Source organism: Kitasatospora sp. NPDC032121 (genome assembly GCF_055580145.1).
The window spans coordinates 1-16,487 of sequence record NZ_JBVILX010000027.1 but is presented as its reverse complement, the minus strand read 5'-3'; the positions used below and the strand labels follow the sequence as shown (position 1 = coordinate 16,487).

General features: G+C 68.1%; 12 protein-coding genes. 6 read left to right on the top strand and 6 right to left on the bottom strand.

From position 1 onward, the window contains the following. Positions 1-735 precede the first annotated feature (735 nt). On the bottom strand, positions 736-2,001 hold the full coding sequence (locus tag ACZ5OX_RS36630; RefSeq protein ID WP_465636230.1) for an SIR2 family protein: 1,266 nt from the start codon (positions 1,999-2,001) through the stop codon (positions 736-738). Positions 2,002-3,253: 1,252 nt separating this feature from the next. On the opposite strand from ACZ5OX_RS36630, the gene ACZ5OX_RS36625 reads away from it, so the two are divergent. Continuing rightward, positions 3,254-3,859, top strand: a complete 606-nt coding sequence (locus tag ACZ5OX_RS36625) for a type I-E CRISPR-associated protein Cas6/Cse3/CasE (RefSeq protein WP_465636228.1) — start codon at positions 3,254-3,256, stop codon at positions 3,857-3,859. A gap of 138 nt (positions 3,860-3,997) precedes the next feature. On the opposite strand, the gene ACZ5OX_RS36620 is transcribed toward ACZ5OX_RS36625, so the two are convergent. Next, a complete protein-coding gene (locus ACZ5OX_RS36620) occupies positions 3,998-4,876 on the bottom strand; it encodes a hypothetical protein (protein ID WP_465636227.1) in 879 nt (292 codons plus the stop codon). An 80-nt stretch (positions 4,877-4,956) separates the two neighbouring features. Here ACZ5OX_RS36620 and ACZ5OX_RS36615 point away from each other — a divergent pair, with 80 nt between their 5' ends. Then, positions 4,957-5,439 carry a hypothetical protein gene (locus ACZ5OX_RS36615; protein ID WP_465636225.1) on the top strand — a complete coding sequence of 161 codons (483 nt, stop codon included), beginning with the start codon at positions 4,957-4,959 and terminating at the stop codon, positions 5,437-5,439. 2,062 nt (positions 5,440-7,501) lie between these two features. Next, positions 7,502-7,939: a hypothetical protein gene (locus ACZ5OX_RS36610; RefSeq protein ID WP_465636224.1), complete on the top strand. Its 438-nt coding sequence runs from the start codon at positions 7,502-7,504 to the stop codon at positions 7,937-7,939. 79 nt (positions 7,940-8,018) lie between these two features. Here ACZ5OX_RS36610 and ACZ5OX_RS36605 read toward each other — a convergent pair whose 3' ends face one another. The 3 genes from ACZ5OX_RS36605 to ACZ5OX_RS36595 form a co-directional block, all read right to left on the bottom strand. After that, positions 8,019-8,957: an AAA family ATPase gene (locus tag ACZ5OX_RS36605; RefSeq protein WP_465636222.1), complete on the bottom strand. Its 939-nt coding sequence runs from the start codon at positions 8,955-8,957 to the stop codon at positions 8,019-8,021. A gap of 61 nt (positions 8,958-9,018) precedes the next feature. Further along, positions 9,019-11,229 carry a Mu transposase C-terminal domain-containing protein gene (locus ACZ5OX_RS36600; protein ID WP_465636221.1) on the bottom strand — a complete coding sequence of 737 codons (2,211 nt, stop codon included), beginning with the start codon at positions 11,227-11,229 and terminating at the stop codon, positions 9,019-9,021. After that, the gene (locus ACZ5OX_RS36595) at positions 11,226-11,381 is read right to left on the bottom strand and encodes a hypothetical protein (RefSeq protein ID WP_465636220.1); all 156 of its coding nucleotides are present in this window, start codon (positions 11,379-11,381) and stop codon (positions 11,226-11,228) included. Before ACZ5OX_RS36595 ends, ACZ5OX_RS36600 begins: the two co-directional genes overlap by 4 nt. A gap of 327 nt (positions 11,382-11,708) precedes the next feature. Here ACZ5OX_RS36595 and ACZ5OX_RS36590 point away from each other — a divergent pair, with 327 nt between their 5' ends. Continuing rightward, the gene (locus tag ACZ5OX_RS36590; protein ID WP_465636219.1) at positions 11,709-11,843 is read left to right on the top strand and encodes a hypothetical protein; all 135 of its coding nucleotides are present in this window, start codon (positions 11,709-11,711) and stop codon (positions 11,841-11,843) included. A 37-nt stretch (positions 11,844-11,880) separates the two neighbouring features. On the opposite strand, the gene ACZ5OX_RS36585 is transcribed toward ACZ5OX_RS36590, so the two are convergent. Continuing rightward, positions 11,881-12,513 (bottom strand): hypothetical protein, encoded by a 633-nt coding sequence (locus ACZ5OX_RS36585; protein ID WP_465636218.1) that lies wholly within the window; start codon positions 12,511-12,513, stop codon positions 11,881-11,883. A 283-nt stretch (positions 12,514-12,796) separates the two neighbouring features. Between ACZ5OX_RS36585 and ACZ5OX_RS36580 the strand changes: the two genes are divergently transcribed. Together ACZ5OX_RS36580 and ACZ5OX_RS36575 are read left to right on the top strand one after the other, a co-directional pair. After that, on the top strand, positions 12,797-12,940 hold the full coding sequence (locus ACZ5OX_RS36580) for a hypothetical protein (RefSeq protein WP_465636217.1): 144 nt from the start codon (positions 12,797-12,799) through the stop codon (positions 12,938-12,940). Positions 12,941-14,747: 1,807 nt separating this feature from the next. Beyond that, on the top strand, positions 14,748-14,936 hold the full coding sequence (locus ACZ5OX_RS36575; protein ID WP_392924946.1) for a hypothetical protein: 189 nt from the start codon (positions 14,748-14,750) through the stop codon (positions 14,934-14,936). Positions 14,937-16,487: the final 1,551 nt, after the last annotated feature.

Here is a 16,487-nt window from a genome sequence, read left to right as displayed (position 1 = left end):
CAGCGCTGTCACCTGCCTGGGTGTTCCGGGCTGCCGTCGGTCCCTGACTGGCTCGTGTCGGCCACCACTCTCCCGCTGCTCCCGCCCGCCTGGGCCTGGCCCACCGTGGGCCCGCCGACCGCTGCTGCGCCTTGGCCAGCCGGTGCCTTCCCGGTGCTGCACTCTGGTCGGGTTATCGTTCTAGCGGTCCCGCTAGGGCCGTAGCGGTTTTCGGGCCCGTGGTGTGCGGCCGCCAGCAGCCGGCTCTTGCCGCAGCGCCCAGGTGGTTGTTCACCACTGCGGGCGTTTCGCTCGCCATTCGGTGAGTGCGGTGAGGGCCACGTTGGCTCGTTCGATGTCGCCGGCGAAGGCGCCGGCGCGCAGGAGGGGCCACTCGGGGGTGATCTCCTGCTGGATTTCGGCGGCCAGGCCGTTGTTGTCGTAGCCCCACCAGTGGGTCGAGGAGGAACTCGCCGGGCCAGGGATTGCGGCGCCAGTCGAGGGTCGCGTCCATGCCGATGAGCGAGGCGAGGAACTGGAAACGGGCGCTCGCGGCCGCGAAGGCCCGATCGTCGGGCTCCACCGCGCGCAGGGGCTCGCGGACTGCGGCGTTGAGTAGCTGGCTGTAGGGGTACCTTCCGCCGACGTGGCTGATGAAGTGGATGCTGTCGCCGTACAGCACGTTCCACGGGTTGAGGTACCAGCTCGGCTCCTCGCGCCCGCGGTCGGCGCCCGGGGGCGTCCAGAGCGGCTTCGTCAGCAGGTCGGCGATGAACTCCTCGCGGTGGGTGAGGACGGCGGCGATGCCCATGGTCCGGGTGGCGAGCAGGGCGGGGTAGTGCCGGAGCTTTTCGAGTCGTCCCGGTAGTGTCCGGGGGAGGTGTTGCGCGTCGTGGCGAGCTTGCTGGCAGTACGTAGCCACAGGGCATCGTGCGTACCGTCGTCGTGGAAGACGCCTGCGGCCAGGAGATGCAGCAGCGTGTTCGTGTCGGCCCGGTAGCCCTCGACGGCCTGTGCGAACGCGTCGTTGTCGCCGAGCACCGGGTATCCGGCCGCCGCGTCGAGGGTCTGCTGGGTGTGCTGCTGGATCAGGTCGAACAGGTCGATCCGTCGCAGTGGGTCGGGCAGGGCCTTCTTGAGTTGCGCGACGGCCATGTCCCGGCTGACGGGCGGTGCGGACATGCGGTCCAGCGCCTCGAGGCGCTTCTCCAGGTCGGTGAACAAGGAGTCCGCGTCCAGCCCGTGGACGACGCCGGCGCCGTGTTGGACGGTGAGCCGCTGCGCCGCTCCACCGAGAGCGCCGTAGGTCGACCAGAACATCGGATACCGCCGGGACCGGGAGCCCTCCACGGCGCGCACCAGGGCCTTGTCCCAGTCCGCCGACCACCCACACACGATCAGCCCGTACTCGTCCAGCACCCGCTCCAGCAACTTCTGCTGCGCCTCGGGATAGTTCTCCAGTTCGGCGGGGGCGTTGCGCTGGTCGAGGTCGGCGTAGTCGCCGTGCAGCTTGACGATGGTGACCTGGCTGTGGACGAGAGGCTTGATGGCGTCGATCTGGTCCGGCCGGTTGACGATCTGGGGGAAGATGCCGACCTCCGTCAGGGCGCGTTCCATGAGGCGGTCAAAGTTGGTGGTGAGGATGACCCGGAAGCTGCCGCGCTTGACCATGCGAGCGATGGCCCGGTGGGCGTTGGTCGGCGCCTTGTCGGTGGCCTCCGCGCCGTCCTCGGGCACGAAGTAGCCGTCGAGCAGCGCTTGCCGGGCGGCCGGGGTGGGTGCGGCGTGCTCCAGCAGGGTCGAGTACCCGAGCGGCTCGCCGAAGGTCTCCTCCCACCACTTCTCGGGATCGGCGGCGGCCCGCAGGCCGGCCTCGGGGTCGTCGGGCTCACGTACTGCGGCGACCTTGGCCACCAGATCGACGACGATGCCCCAGCCGGTCTTCACCCCGGACGCGATTGAGAGGCCCGATCCGAGCATCAGCGCGTACACGCCGGGGCAGCTATGGACGTTCAGGGCCATTGCGAGTTTCGGGTCCACGGAGGGGCCGGACGTCATGGCCACGCCGACCGGTACGGGATCCGATGTGGCGCCAGTTCCCATGCACAACTCCCTTGCAGGCGAAGAGCGCTACCCCAGCCGGGCAGCATCTCGAGCAGTAGCCTAGCACCCTTCTCGTCTGATTGACGATAATTATCTGGCGTGTGACCTGTTGGTGGTTGTGGCGGGTTGGTGAATCGCTGGTTGATCTTGTTTGTGGGCTGGGGTTTTGCGGGTTGGTTGAGAAGTGTGGGGTGGGATTGGTCTTGTGGTTGGGTGTGGGGGGCCGGTTCTGCTGGCGTGGTCGGTGGTGGGCTTGGGTTGTGTGACCTGCGTGTTTGTGTGGTTGGTTGAGAATCATCGAATGGAGTGAGAAGTAGTGGGGTTTTCCGCAGTTTCGATGAGAGCCCTGTATGGCGCAGCTGCGTCGTAGGTGCCCTCTGCGCCGGGATGGGCTCACCTGTGAGGCTGGTGGTTGGCGGCGGCAGATCGTGGTGTGTCCGCGGGGTCTGTGCTGTCCGTGACTGTCCGTTTCGGTGGTATGGGGCAGCAGTCTGGCTGCGTGGGCATTGTGAATGAGGTTGTTGCCGGGCTTGTGATCGCAGGGATTCTGGGGTGCGGGCGCTGGGCGCGTGTGCGGTGGCGTGCTGCGCGTGTGCGGCGCAGACGTTCGGCGGGTCATTGTTCTTGGGAGAGTGACGGCCAGGCAGTGGGGCGGCAGCTTGATGAAGAGGGGCGGTAGGGCGGTGGGGAGGTCAGGTGTCTTGCGTAGGCCTGTCCTGCCGCCGGGAGCGCTGCGCGAGCTGAACGAGATGCTGCGCGCACTTCACCGTGATGCCGGTGGTCCCTCGGTGCGGGAGATGGCGGAGGGCGCGGGGGTCGGGCACACGACGGTGCACAACGTATTTACGCAGGATCGACTGCCGCGCTGTGATGCCGTCATGAGAGTGGCGGGCTTCCTTGCGGAGCGGTCGTGGGCCGGTTCCGGTTGCCTTGATCGGGAGGGGTTCCTCGACGCTCAGTCGAAGCAGGTGTTCGAGTTATGGAGGGTTGCCTGCGGCGAGCAGGAAGGCTCGTCGCCGGCTCGGGCCAGTGTCCTCCCGGGCGGTCTTCCTGGCTCGGGGCGGCTGCCAGCTGGCCTGCGAGGCCGGAACTTCACTGCGTGTCGGAGCACCCTTGTGCTCGATCTTGATCACACCCCTACGTTGCTCAAATTCTGCTCGATTCACGGAACTTGAGTCGAGCTGTGATGTCGGGCTTCACCGGCTGGAGCGGCGGGCGCTCGAGCATGCGGTCCTTGTTGCGGGTCCTGTCGGACTGGACGGCAGATCTCGACGCGAATCTGCTGCGCATGATCGTTCAGTCGCGGGTGGCGCCGGACTGGACGAACATCCCGAGCCGGGCGATGGTCGAGAGCCCTGTCGTCCGTATCGTCAGCCGCAGGTTCGTGGAGGGAGACGTGTTCGCCTTTCGTGCTGTTATTCAGCCCGTCAGTCACGTGAGTCAGTACGGCGGGCGGGGTAGGCGGATCAGTCGGAAGGGGCCGGAGGCCGCCCGTGAGTGGTTCACGAAGCGGCTTCAGGGGCTCGGCGAGCCCTGGCGTGATTCCCAGGGCATCGTGCGGATCGGTGCCCAGGCCAGCCCGGAGGGGCTTGGTGTGCGCAGCATGCCAGCAGCCACGAGTACCCAGGGTTCATGCAGGGGACTTCACATCGACCGTGCCGAGGTCAGCGGAATTCTGGAGGTCACCGACCCGGCGGCGTTCGTGGATGCGCTCACACACGGCATAGGCCACGGTCGTTCGTATTCGTGTGGTCTGCTTCTGCCGCAGATTCTCTGATGGATGCAGATCCTTTGAGGGGCCGCCCCACGCCGCTGGCCTGCTGTGATGAAGAAACGTCCTTGCTCGTGGATCTTGGGACCCTGATTGGATCTGCACCCTTCTCTGATCGGCCATGTTCTCGGTATTGGGGCCGCGTCAGGCTGTGGGCTCGGTGGTGCGGCGTCGGCGGCGTAGGTCGCGTTGGGCTTGGGCACGGGCGCATTCGCGGGAGCAGTATTTGACGCCGCTGGTGCGGTGTTGGCCGTACTCGGCGCGGCCTCGCTGGCGTACGAAGTTGCGGCCGCAGTTCTCGTTGGCGCACCGGCGGACGGAGGCCCCCTCGGCGAGGTGGTTGTACAGCTGGAGAAAGGCCACCGACAGGATGGTGGGGGAGCGGTCGGCCAGGTCTCCCACCCCGATGCTGAACCGGCCCAGCGACCTGTTCAGCACCTGCTCGAGCGTGTGGATGCGGGCGTCGATGAGGAGCTCGCGCAGGTGCTCGAGGGAATGCGGCCACGGTGTCCCGCTGACGCCGCGGTTCTCGGATTGGTTGTTGGCGAGGATCTCGTCGGTGATCTCGGGCTCGACCAGGGCTTCAAGACCGCCCTCGCGCTGGCAGGCGAGCCAGGTGGCAACGGCGTCTTGGGCGGTCTCCAGGTAGATCCTGATCACATTCTTGTGCACGCCGAAGGGGTAGGGCTGTTCCTCGCCCCCCGCCGCGGGAAGCCCCTGGACCTCGTCCCAGATCTCGTCCGAATCGATGTGGAGGTCTTCCCGGTCGACGCCGAAGAGTGACCCGTAGGCGGCGAACAGCGCTGCCGCGCCCTCGAGGTCGTCGGCGGAGAGTTCCATGAGCTCGCGCAGGTAGAAGTCGTCTGGTAGATGGACCAGTTCGCGGTCTTCAAGGACCGGAGTCCACAGCAGCCAGTCACCCTTGATCCGGACGTCCTTGATGCGGCGTACGAGCGGGGGGACGGGGATGACCGTGCCTGGCCAGAGCGTGGGACGAAAACGTGGGTCAACGTATGCCGACATGGCGTCAGCTTAGCGGGTAGCCTCGTAGTACGGAAGCACCGATTTTGGTGCTACGGACGCGTGTTGAAGGGGAGGGCCGCGTGGCCGACTGGACCCACCGCAAGGCGACCGGGGACCAGCACGAACAGCACGTCATGCACGAACTCGAACGCCGTGGCTGGACGGTCCACCCGTTCGGCCAGGGCACCTATCCGCCGGCGGTCCGAGCCGCGCTGCGCCTGACCGACTCGCCTCTGCGGCAGCTGCCCGACATGATCGCCGCGCGGGGCGCGCAGGTGGTGTGCATCGACGCCAAGACATCGCTGGGCAGTACGGACTCCCATCGTTTCTCCGTCTCCCGCAAGAGCCTGCTGGCGGGCCTGCAGTTCACGGCCATCGGGGTGTCCGTGCCGCTGTACTACGTCTTCGGCGACCTGAGGGTTCTGACCCCGTCGGAGGTGGCGTCCTACAGCGGCTACGGGCACCAGCACCCTGGCGGTTCCTACTGCCTGGTGAGCACGTCGCGGGCGCATCGCTTCGATGACGTCTTCGGTGCCGACGGCGGTCTGCGGCGCGCGGGCTGATGGCACATTCAGCGTGCGGGTGGTGGAGCAGCTGATCTGGCGATTTGGTGGAGCCAGACGCGCGCAGCGTCAACTGCGCGATACAGCACCTGGTTGTTTGCCCCCGACCGCGTGGTCACGCCCGCTGCTCGGTTGATCCGCCCGTTGACCTCGCGATGCGTCCTTCCGGTCATGGCGACGAGTTTGTTGACCAGGTGGGACAGCTCATCTCGTGGTGGAATCCAGTCCTCTGGAGGGGCATCCCACCGGTGGTTGTCCCAGTAGTCGTTGTAGCAGAGCTCCTCTCGGGCGGAGCAGGGGGCGCAGAACTCGAGGAGGCCGTCGACTTCAGTGGTGCCACATGACATGCAAACGTAGCCATCGCAGTGGGCGCATAGGCACGACGCACTGTCTGAGTCGCGACCCCCCGCTTGTTCCTGCGAGACGCATTGGTTTATACAGGGCTGCCGAACTGGTTGGAACGGTCGAGGGGTGGCTGCATCGTCCGAAGCGTCGCCTTCGGCTCTCTGCGCTGCCCAGTATGCCTGCCGCTCTGCGGCTTGGCGTTTGCGAGCCTCTAGGCAGGCTGTCCATTCTCTCCGGGTCATGTGGGCGTGGCAGGCCACGACTGCGGGAGGGAGGCCGTCGTAGGGTCCGGGCCATTCCGCTGCGTCCCTGCGGCAAGGCAGTCCTGTTGACTTCGCGACGCGCGAGCATGTCGGCATGGTCGGCCACGTTAGCGAGTGGCTGGACTCCACTCGCAGTGGCGGTACGAGGTGTCCTCCGTGCCGCTCTGGCGTCATGGGTCGTATGGCGGTGCACCGCCAGATAGACGGAGAGGGACCGATGGTTGATCGGCCCCTCGTGGTTCAGCCTGCGCCAACAGGCGTTCCCGTGCTTGTGCGAGGCAACGGTCCGGATCAGAGACTGAGGTGCCAAACGATCAAGCTGCCACTCGCAAGAGAGCGGCTTCCTCATCATTGCAGAGATGGTGCCCTACCCGGCAGCGGAGCTGCCTGCCGCGTGTACATCGGTGTACAGGACTTGAAAAACGATGCGCTGAACTGGACCTTTCCCGGGGATTTGAGTTGTTCAGCTCGCCTGCCCACGCAATGTGTACAGCCTGTGAAAAACGGTCTCTCGGTTTTTCGTCTTCTGTACAGTGCGAATGGACAGGCCGTCGGCGCGTCGGGGACGATGATGCTGCCGCTGGATGGCGCCAACCGCCCAGCTGCTTAGGCACGGTCCGGATCAACCTGCAGCGCATTGCTGCTCCAAAGATTCAAGAGGTGCATATGTCTCGCAAGAGGCGAACTGTTCCTCGGCGCGAAGCCGCGCCGATCTCCGCTCTCCTGCTGATCGTCTTTATCCTGGCGCTCCTGCTCAAGGGTTGGACGATCGCTGCAGCCGTTCAGGCGGCCGCAGCAGCCGGCGTCCTTGCGGCCGACTTGCGCCGCCGCCTGGCCTAGTCGTCGGATGGCGCGGGGCTCCATTCGTGAGGAGCCCCGCAGTCTTTGCTTCCCTGGGGAGAGAAGTGGGTAGGCCGACAGCTCCTTTGCCGTCCGAAGGGGCGGATCCAAAGGTTGTTGATTTTGCTGCGGGGTTGCGCGCCCTTCGTCGGAATGCGGGGAATTTCACGCTGTCTGAGATGTCGCAGATGTGCGATGCATCGATTGCCTCGCTGTCTGGGGCAACTAAGGGGGTTCGGGTTCCGACGTGGCGCACGACTAGGGCCTACGTTGAGGCCTGCGGCGGCGACATTGGAGAGTGGCGACGGCGATGGGAGGAGGCGAGTCGGGAAGTCAGATATAAGAAAAATAATGCCGCTATTTTGCCGGGTGAGCTCAGTGCGGAGACGAGGCGCAGGGCCTCCTGGGGCAAGACCTGGAAGCGGTGGCAGCGGACGGGGAGCATGACCCCGCCACATCGGGCCTGTTCTTCTCTTGACCTTCGGCTCTCCATGGAGTCACTCCGGCAGTACCGGTCCCTCTCTCTCCGTCAGGTTGCCCATGGCTCCAGGTACTCGCACTCGGCGTTTGCTGCAGCTATGTCTGGAGTGAGGCCAGTTAATGTTCGGCTGCTGGTGTCCTATCTCCAGGCGTGCGGTGTGGATAATTTTGCCGACATAAGTAAATGGCTTCAGCTGCTGGCCACAGCTTATCCGGACGAGGCGCCCAAGGTGGAACGGGAAATCGGGAGATTTGAGTTCCTCGCACTAGGGCAGCCAGGGTGGGATCGCGAAGGATTGAAGGAAGGGGTGAGTCGCAGAATTCGAGAAGCTCAAACGCTGAAGAAATCTGACGCCCTGCGGGATTGGATCCTTCGGAAACCTCCAAAAGAAAAGAATGAATTTATCCTTGCGATGATGAGGGAGACTCGAATCTCTCCGCAGCAGATCAATGGACTTTTGTACGATGAGCGGCCACTCCCCGACCGTTTGATTGCGCAGATCATGAAAGTCTTCAGATTGAAGCAAGCCGGAAGCGGCGACTTACTACTGCCGAGGTCCATCCAGGCGTGATTCGGACGGACCACCTTACGGGATGGGTATCTCCTACCTGCACTCGAGATGGGTTCTGAGAACGAGACTGGGTTCAGCATCACCGGACTGGTCGGTGGTGTTGTTCGGCGATGTGGTCGAGGGTGATCGCGTCCAGCGATGTCTTGGTGATCTTTTCGGTGCCGTCGAGGATCGCGGTGATCGCGGCTTCGCGGATGAGGCGGGAGAGGCTGCCGATCCTGCCCGCGGTGCGCTGGTGGAGGTAGGGGGCCAGCCGCCGTAGGGAGCCGGGGCGGTGTGCGGTGAGGTCGAGGGCGTTCTCGAAGGCGGCGACGGTGGAGCCGAACGGTGTCTGGTGGCCGGTGCGGGCGGGCAGGGGGTCGCAGTCGATCAGTGAGGCGCGGCCGGCGAGTTGCGCGCCGCGTACGCCGGAGAACAGGGGCGTGGTGGTGACATCGACGCCGGCGTACACGAAGGTGGCGGGCAGCCGTTCGGAGAGGTCTTTGAGGAAGTCCGCGGCCTCGGCGCCATTGGTGGTGCGGGGGTTGAGGCGGTGGATCTCGTCCACGAGGACCAGGCTCACTCCCAGGCTGGTGTACATGCTGCACACGGTCGCGGTGAGCAGGGCCTGGGTCATGCGCGGGCCGACCGGCAGGCCGACGAAGTGGGCGAACTCGGCGGCCAGGCTCTTGGCGCTCGCGCCGGGCGGCACCAGGATGTACGCGACCGGCGCCCGCCCGGGGACGGGACTGTGGGACAGGGACCGCCGGTGCAACTCGTAGGTGCGCCCGACTTCCTGCAGGGCGGTGCTCTTGCCGGTGGTGGGTGGTCCGGTGACGATCAGCCCGGGGCGGGCGGTGCCGTCCTGGTGGCGCCCGAGCAGCGTGAGGGGTGCGCACGCTGGTAGTGATCTGGTCCAGGGCCGGGGTGCGCACGACGACGAACCGGGAGTGATAGGCCAGTCGCTGGGCCGCGCTGCGCCGTGGCCCCTCGGGGGGAGGGCGGTGCGGGCCGTTTGCGGTCGACGAATCGCCGCCATTCCTCCGAGGTGGTAGGCGTTGCGCTCCCGGTCTGGGGCGCGGACTGGCCGGTGGTCGCAGTCACCACTGCTGCGCCTCCTCGGCCGCGTCGTACAGGCCGAAGCCGGCGTCCCCCGTATCCGCGTCGTCCAGGTCGTCCTCGTCGTCCCAGGCGTGGCCGGCGTGGAGGCCGTCCTCGCCGCCCGGAGCCGGACTTCCGTGGGGTGGCACCGGCGTGGGCCACAGCTCGGCTGCGCCGAACAGCGCCGCGGGCATCTCGTTCTCCCCGGACGCCGTCCCGGCCCGGGCGGCGCCGGCCCGCCGCGGCCTCGGAACAGCCGGCCCGTGGTCGTCAGGCTGCTGCCCGGGGCCGGAGCTCTCCTCGGCGGCGGTCTGCTTCTGGCGCCTCGTCTTCCCGCGTCCTCGGCCCTGTCCGCCAGGATCCTCCACGGCACCGACGGGCCCACCAGGCCCGCTGGTGTCGTCGTGGGGGAGGGCGGCGGGTGCCTGGCGGGTGATCAGGGCGTGTTCCCGGGGGTGGGCGGTGCCGTTTCGGGCGCGGCGCAGGAGGTCGTCGAGGGCCTGGGCGAGGTCGGCTTCGTGCCGGTCGCGGTCGCCGCGGCGGGCGACGGTGTCCTTGAGGTGCTGCCACAGCTGGTCGCCGAAGGGCTGGTGGACGTGGCCGGCGTGGATCCACGGAATGGGCGTGAAGCCGCCGTCACCGAGGCAGACCCAGATCCGGCGGGCGTCGTGGGGGTTGTGGTGGACCTCCCACCGGCCAGCTTGGGCGCTGGTGCCGGAGGGCTGGCCGCAGTAGTCGCCGAGCGCGGGGTGGTCATAGGTGCGGTGGTTCAGGCGGATGCCTCGCTCGGTGATGGGCTTCCAGACCACGGGCAGCAGTTCGATGTAGTCGTCGCCGGTCAGGGGGAGCGGTACGTGCCCGGTGGCGCCGAGCATGGCGCCCCACACCTCGTTCGGGGCCAGGGCGGTGGCGGGCATCGAGGGGTGGCGCAGTCCCTCGGCGGGGCGGTTGTGCCACTCGACGGTGACCCACTGGTCAAGCATGTCCTGCAGCTGGGCGACGCTCCACACGGCCTCGCGCTGGCTATCGGATCCGCGGCGCGGGACGTTGGAGCCGGTGTGGCCGGCGACGTGCTGGCAGAACAGGGTGTTGATGGACCCGAAGGCGCGCTCGACGTGCCCCTTGGCGGAGGGGCGCCGGGGCGGGGTGGGCTGCACGCTGATGCCCAGGCTCTCGCAGGCGGCCAGGAACGCCGCGGAGAGGAAGATCCGGCCGCGGTCGACGACCACGGTCTCCGGCACCACCACCGGGCGGCCCGCAGCATGCTCCAGACGCGGATCCGCGTCCAGAAGGTTCTCGTACGGCACGGGCGCGCGGGACATCGCCAGGGCGCCGGGCCAGCCGGGGCGCAGCGGGTGCGGGACGGCCATCTCGGCGAGCAGCAGCGCCGCGTCGACGGCCTTGGTGCTGGCCGGGCGCAGGACGGCGGCCAGGATGGAGCGGGTTGCGACGTCCAGCGCGATGGTCAGCTCCGGGCGGCCCGTGGTGCCGTCGGCGAAGACGGCCATGACGTCCAGGCGGGTGGAGTCGAGCATGACCTGCTCGCCCGGGCGCAGCGCCACTGTGGGCGTGAACGGCCGCCCCGGTGAGGCGGTGGCGGTGCGCGCGGGCCGGCCGGGCGGTTCGGCGGGGTCGGCCAGCGCCTTCACCAGCCGGTAGAACGTCGCCTGCGCCGGAAGTTTCACCGCCCTGGGCCCGTACCGGTCGTCCAGCACCTGCCTCGTGAGCTGCATCAGCCCCTTCACCGTGCCTGTGGAGCGGCCGCGCTGGCGCCGCAGCGCCTCCAGCACCGCGGCGACGACCTTCTCGTCGGCGCGCCCGGTGAGGCTGACCGGCTTGGTGGTGCGGTGGTCGACCAGCCCCCACAGCCCCTGGCGCCGGTAGTTCAACCGCATCCGCTGCACGGTGCTGACAGCGACGTGTTCCCACCCCAGAGCGGTGAGCTCTGCGGCCTTGGCCTGCTCCCGCTCGGCAAGCGTATGCAGCTCCGGGTCGTACTGCGGCCGCGGCACCCCCGCCTGCGGCCGCGCGCCGGTCACCGCGAAGTCCGGCGCCGCCACCAGGTGCCCGGCCAGCACGGTCGCGACCTCGCCATGCTCGCCGGCCAGCCGCACCAGCTGCCCCTCCACCCCGACCACCTGCCACCCGCGCCCGTCGAAGACGATGTGCGCGCCCACCGCCAGCACCCGCCGACCCGACCCGCCGCTCACGCCGCCACCCCCCGGCCCACCACGGTCCCGGCGTCCAACGGCCGCTCCGCCAACTCCGTGGACCGCACCTGTCCGGCCGCCCGCCCCAGGCGCTGCTGGACCACCTCGCCAGCGACCGTGACGAAGCACGCCTCCACCCTCGCCGCATCCATCAAACCCACTCCTCACCGCAGAGACCCGCCGCCAGGCAGTCAAGTCCGTTGAGAATCCGGCAGATAGAAGAACAGGCACCGTTCACTCCAACGAGTGCCGAGGATGGCGAGCTGTGCGGCTGTCCCGGTGAGCGGGACGAGGTGTTCCATGAGGCCGTCGGTGGCGCTTCCGTTTCCCCCTCCGCTGCCCCTACCGGCCACCTCGGGCCCGAGACGCGAATCGGCCCAGCTCAGCGCCCGAATCCGGGCCGCAGCCGGATTCCGGGAGAAGGCCGGCCGGATCGGCTGGAGTGCCCTGAGTGCGTACAGGACCGCACCGTCAAGGACTTGGGCCCGCTGGTGCTGCCGGTCCCGATCAAGCGCGAGCTGGTGTCCGCGCTGGTCTCCGCGCCGGACGATCCGTGGGGGGAGGACCGGGTACTGCACGCCAAGCTCTACCCGGCGAAGGGCCGCAGGGTGTGACCTGTTGGCGTTAAGGGCGTCTTTTTGGCCTCCGTAGTCACTGCCACAGCGTCGGTGGCGGGGTCGCCGGATTCGCCACGGGCCCCGACTCCGGGCCGTTGGTTTCCTCCGAGATCGGCGAATCCTCTGCCGTCAATTCCAGCTCTCGAGCTTGGCGTAGCCGGCGGTAGGCATCGCGCTCGCTGACGTAGAGGGCGTCCCTGACAGCGCGGGCACCGTTCTCCCGCCTGGCTTTGGCCTCTTCTTGCACGCGCAATGCTGTCCGGAGCTGCTTGACGCGGCTGGCACCTTCCGGGCTGATCATCTTCACGATGGCGACGGCCAGCGGATCGTTAGGGACCACCGGGCACATGGGGCCCTTGCTCGGTGGGACGGTCTCGATTCCCCGCCGAGCCAGCGCGGCCAGCCCTTGCGCGAGCATCAACTGGAATGTCTCGGGCGGGTAGTCGATGCGCAGGCAGTCGTAGCGCATGACCGGTACATCGGTGAGCGTCACCGTCAGACCGGGAGCGATCGCAGCACGGAACCGCACTGCCAGATCGGGCATTGTTACCAACAGATCCACTTCGTCGGGCAGCACCAAGCCGCCACCGACTGGAACCGCCGACCGGGCACCGACACTGCACAGCCGCTCGGAGTCAGTCAGGGACGAGTGGACCAGCACGCTCACCCGGTTCCTCCCCATGCGGTCCCGTGCGCACGGTCGACGTCTCGACCCGCGATTTTCCTGGCAGTCCAACCCTGATGCTATCTGCCCAACCACCTTGGAGCATGGAGCCGTTGAGGCCGCGAGGCCGACATCCATACCTCGAAAGCAGGAGAAAGCCATGCCCAAAGCCGCACGTCGCACGAACAGGACCACCCGCCGTGCCTCCGACCTGACCAAGGCCCGGTTTCCAAGCAGGCCGAACCCCACCCGTGGCTCCATCAACCGCCGGGACGGAAGCGGCCCGGTGCCGGCCAGGAATCGGCGCGGCCGGCACCCGTCGCTGTTGATGCTGCTCCAGCGGGCCACCCTGGCGCTGACCACCATCAACGCAGCCGCCCAGGCCGCCCACTGGCTGGCTCAACTCGCCAGCCACATCCAACTTCCTTGACCAGCAGGCACACCCACAGGGTCCGCGGAGTGCCCGGGCTGCACCCAGGCCCGGGGGGGGTGAGGGCCTTGGGCCCGTTGATGCTGCCCGTGCCGACGAAGCGGGAGTTGGTGGCTGTCCTGGTCTGCGCTTCGGATGATCCGTGGTGGGAGGACCGGATGCTGCACGCCAAGCTCTACCCGGCGAAGGGCCGTCGAGTGTGACCTGTTGGCGTGTGGGGGCGTGTTTTGGCCTCTGATCGCTGGTTGTCTGGACCTTTGGTTGGTCCTGTTGGGGTGTCCGGGTGGGTGGTGACTGTGTGTGGTGGCGGAGCGGGGTCAGGGGGCCGGTGGGGTGTTGTGGGCCGGTTTTCGGGTGTGAATTCTGCCGTGTATTCCGTTCGGCTGTTTTGGCGGATTGGTTGCTGGTGGTGTTCTTAATTCGGGCCGGAATTGCGGTGATCGGGGGTCGTGTTCAGTTTGGTGGTGTGGGTGTCGCGCGGTGCCGGTCGTCGGGGTAGTGGTGCGGGCTGGGGCCGCTGTCCCGGGGGCCCGCCGTGCTCGTTTCGGCCGGGCTGCGCTCCGCCTGCCTGCTTGCCGGGCCGTTGCCGTCCGGGGTGGGGTTGCTGGGTGCGCTCCGGTCTGGCCTGCTGCTCTCTGTGCCGGTTCGGGTGGCCGCCCGGGCCAAGGTGACCGGGGCCAAGGACGATGGCCGGGTCTTCGTCGAGAAGTGCCGGTACCCGGAACCGAGGCTTCGCCCCTGGCCGACTCCTGGCCGCTCGGATCGAGCCCGGCTTGGTTCGCTGGCAGCCGCGGACTCATGTACCGCACGTCATCCGGATCACGTACCGCCGTGACCTCCGGCCGACGACCCCACCAGCCACGAGCGCCAGGACGACGAGCACCAGCAGGAGCATGCCGTCGTCAGCACCGGCGCGGCTGGTCCCGGTACTTCTGGCAGACCTCGTCGTCCTCCTCGTCGCACAAGCAAGCGCCGCACGCGGCGCACAATTCCCAGCTGTCCTCGCAGCGCCGCGGCGGGTAAGTCATCTCCTCCCCACACCAACCGCACTCACGGATATCGTGGATGTCGCCCTGCTGCTGTTTCGTCACGGACGAAACGTAGCCGACAAGATCATCTGCAGTGCTATAGCCGCCGCTGCGGCCCGCTCACCGGTCTGCTTGCCGTGCCTGCCGTTCGGGGCGGCCGCCCGCTGCGCCCCCGCCTTCTTGTCTGCTGCGCTGCCGTTCGGTCCGGGCTCTCGTTCGGGCTGGGTGGGTCTGTGGGGTGCCGGTGCCTGGGTGGTGGGTGTGGTCTGGGTGGCCGTCAGGCCGCCGTGGAGGCTGTCGCCGAAGTGGCCGGCGCGCTGCGCGTGTTGTCGCGTGCTGTTGTCGCGTGGGGTGGTGTCGTGTGTTGTGACGTGGGTGGATACCCCTGTTCCCCTGTGTGTGGTCTGGGCGCGACAGCTCCCGTGACAGCCGCGGGGCGGGCTGCGGTCCAGGGGTCGCCGGACGGTAGGGCGTCGGGCTGCTTGCCGGGGTTGCCGATTGCCGGGTGCCGGTGGTCCTGGCCGCCGTCCTGGGAGCGGCTGTCTGGGGCGGCTGGGTACGGCGAGGACGTCGGCTGTTGTCGGGGCCGGCCTTGTGTTGGTGGTGGTGCTCGGCGGCCTGGTGGTCGGTGCAACGCGGGGGTGCAACGCGGTGTGGCGTGGGGGTGCAACTGCGGGTCTGACCAGGTGTTATGCGGTCGGGAGCGGGGGCGGGTGGGTCCTCGTGACTTTGCCAGCGGCAAGGCCGAAAGTGGAGGTGTGGGGGTTGCGACGAACGAGATGATCATCATGGAATACAGCCGGAGCGAAGTCATTGCCGCACTGCAGAGAGCCGGATACTCGGAGGAGGCGGAGGAAGCGCTGCACGAGCTGCCCGACCCCGTAGATCTGGACCGCCTCGCGGCCTGGGGCCAGGAACACGGAATAACCAGAGACGGGCTCATCAGCCGGATGGGCGGCAGCCCCTGAGCGCGGAGTCAACCGATGGAGGGCTGCACCCCCGCTCGGGCGTGTTGCGGTGCGGTGTTGCACCGGCTGCTCGGTCCGCCGGCCTCGGCGGTTCCCGCCGCCCCGCCCGCCCTGCCGCCCCGCCCGGCGCCGTGCCCCGCCGCTGCGCCCTGGCTGGCCGCCGAGCCGTCCCGCTGCGCCCGGTGGGCCGCCGTCCTGGCCGCGCGCTCCTTGGAGGCCCTGGTGGCCGGTCCTGGCCGCCGTCCTGGCCAGCCTGGGGCTCTGTTGTGGACCGCTGGTCAGGTGAAGAGGTCGGGACGGGGACAGATTTCGAGGGGGAGGTGGGGGCGGTCCGCCCATTGCCACCAGACGTGGCTCAGAGGGCAGCCCCAGACAGCGCGGCAGGTGCGCTTGCCGTCGTCGTCCCGTTTGAAGAGAGCCATGGCGAGCCCCGTGAGGGGCTGGTCGCATGTAGGGCAGGCCGGCGTGTTCTGGTCGGAGGGCACGACAGGCACGCTACCGGCCACCACGCGGTCCACTCCCGCCCGCTGCGCCCTGGCTGCCGTCCTGGCCCGGGTATTCGGTTTGGTGGTGTTGCTGCGGGAATTGCGTCGTTGACGCTGTGCGGGATTTTCTGGGTGGTTTGGAATAGCGGTCGGGGTGTCGGCGGGAGAGGGCCGCAGGCCCCTTTCCGGTATGCCTGAATTATCTTTCCGTCCACTGCGCCTCGAGGGGATTTCAAATTGCGACCTTAAAGATAGAGGAAGGGAATTCGCATTCCCGCCGTGAGTGTCGCCTGATAGGGCCGGGGTGGACGGTTGGCGCGAGGCTTGGTGTTCGCGTCCAGTGCCCGTTTGAGGGCCGCCAGAGTAGAGCTGTGAGGAACTCCGGGAAGTATCGCCGGAATCGCTCCGTGGGCCGGGTAGGGATTCCCGGTTGCGGGCCCGTCAGGGGCCGCCGTCCGGGCCACTCGTGAGGGCTCGCCACAGGGGCGGTGGAGCCCCGGGCCCGGACCGGTGGCCCCGGGGTTTTTCCCGAGGGCCGCAGGCCCCTCTCCGAGGGCGGGGGATGGGTCGACAGCTCAGCAACCGCAAGGCGGGACCGGCCATCGGCCGGGACCGGGGAGGGCTCAGGGGGTGGGGTTGTGACTGATACCGAAAACGGGCGACACATCGTCAACGCCCGGGGCCGCAGGCCCGGGCCGGCACCCCCGCCCGATTGGGGAAGGGGCTACTACCGGAATTTCGCGCCACATCGTCAACGCGAACCCCCGGGCGCAGCCCGGGAAAAGCTGCCAGCAAATAGGGGGGAAGGGCCGCTAACCGAAGTCTGCGTCACATCGTCAACGCCCATCATGACGGGCCGTAGGCCCGTGCCCGGAACCCCGTCACGTGAAGCCTCGCCAGGGGCTGCAGTCTACCCACTAATTCGCCGCAGGCGAATACCCCCGCCACCCACTGCCCGGCGCAGCCGGGCCCCGAGGCGCAGCCTCGGGCAACCACCCACGGTGACGCCGCCAGGCGGCACCCCCGCACCTGGCGGTGCGTCAGCACCGCCGCAGGGCCGCCAGGC

What these genes read in the sequence shown, in the direction of transcription:
- ACZ5OX_RS36630 (WP_465636230.1), bottom strand. Translation starts at nt 2,001, where the DNA reads ATGGCCCTGAACGTCCATAGCTGCCCCGGCGTGTACGCGCTGATGCTC.
- ACZ5OX_RS36620 (WP_465636227.1), bottom strand. Translation starts at nt 4,876, where the DNA reads ATGTCGGCATACGTTGACCCACGTTTTCGTCCCACGCTCTGGCCAGGC.
- ACZ5OX_RS36605 (WP_465636222.1), bottom strand. Translation starts at nt 8,957, where the DNA reads ATGGCGGCGATTCGTCGACCGCAAACGGCCCGCACCGCCCTCCCCCCG.
- ACZ5OX_RS36595 (WP_465636220.1), bottom strand. Translation starts at nt 11,381, where the DNA reads ATGGATGCGGCGAGGGTGGAGGCGTGCTTCGTCACGGTCGCTGGCGAG.
- ACZ5OX_RS36575 (WP_392924946.1), top strand. Translation starts at nt 14,748, where the DNA reads ATGATCATCATGGAATACAGCCGGAGCGAAGTCATTGCCGCACTGCAG.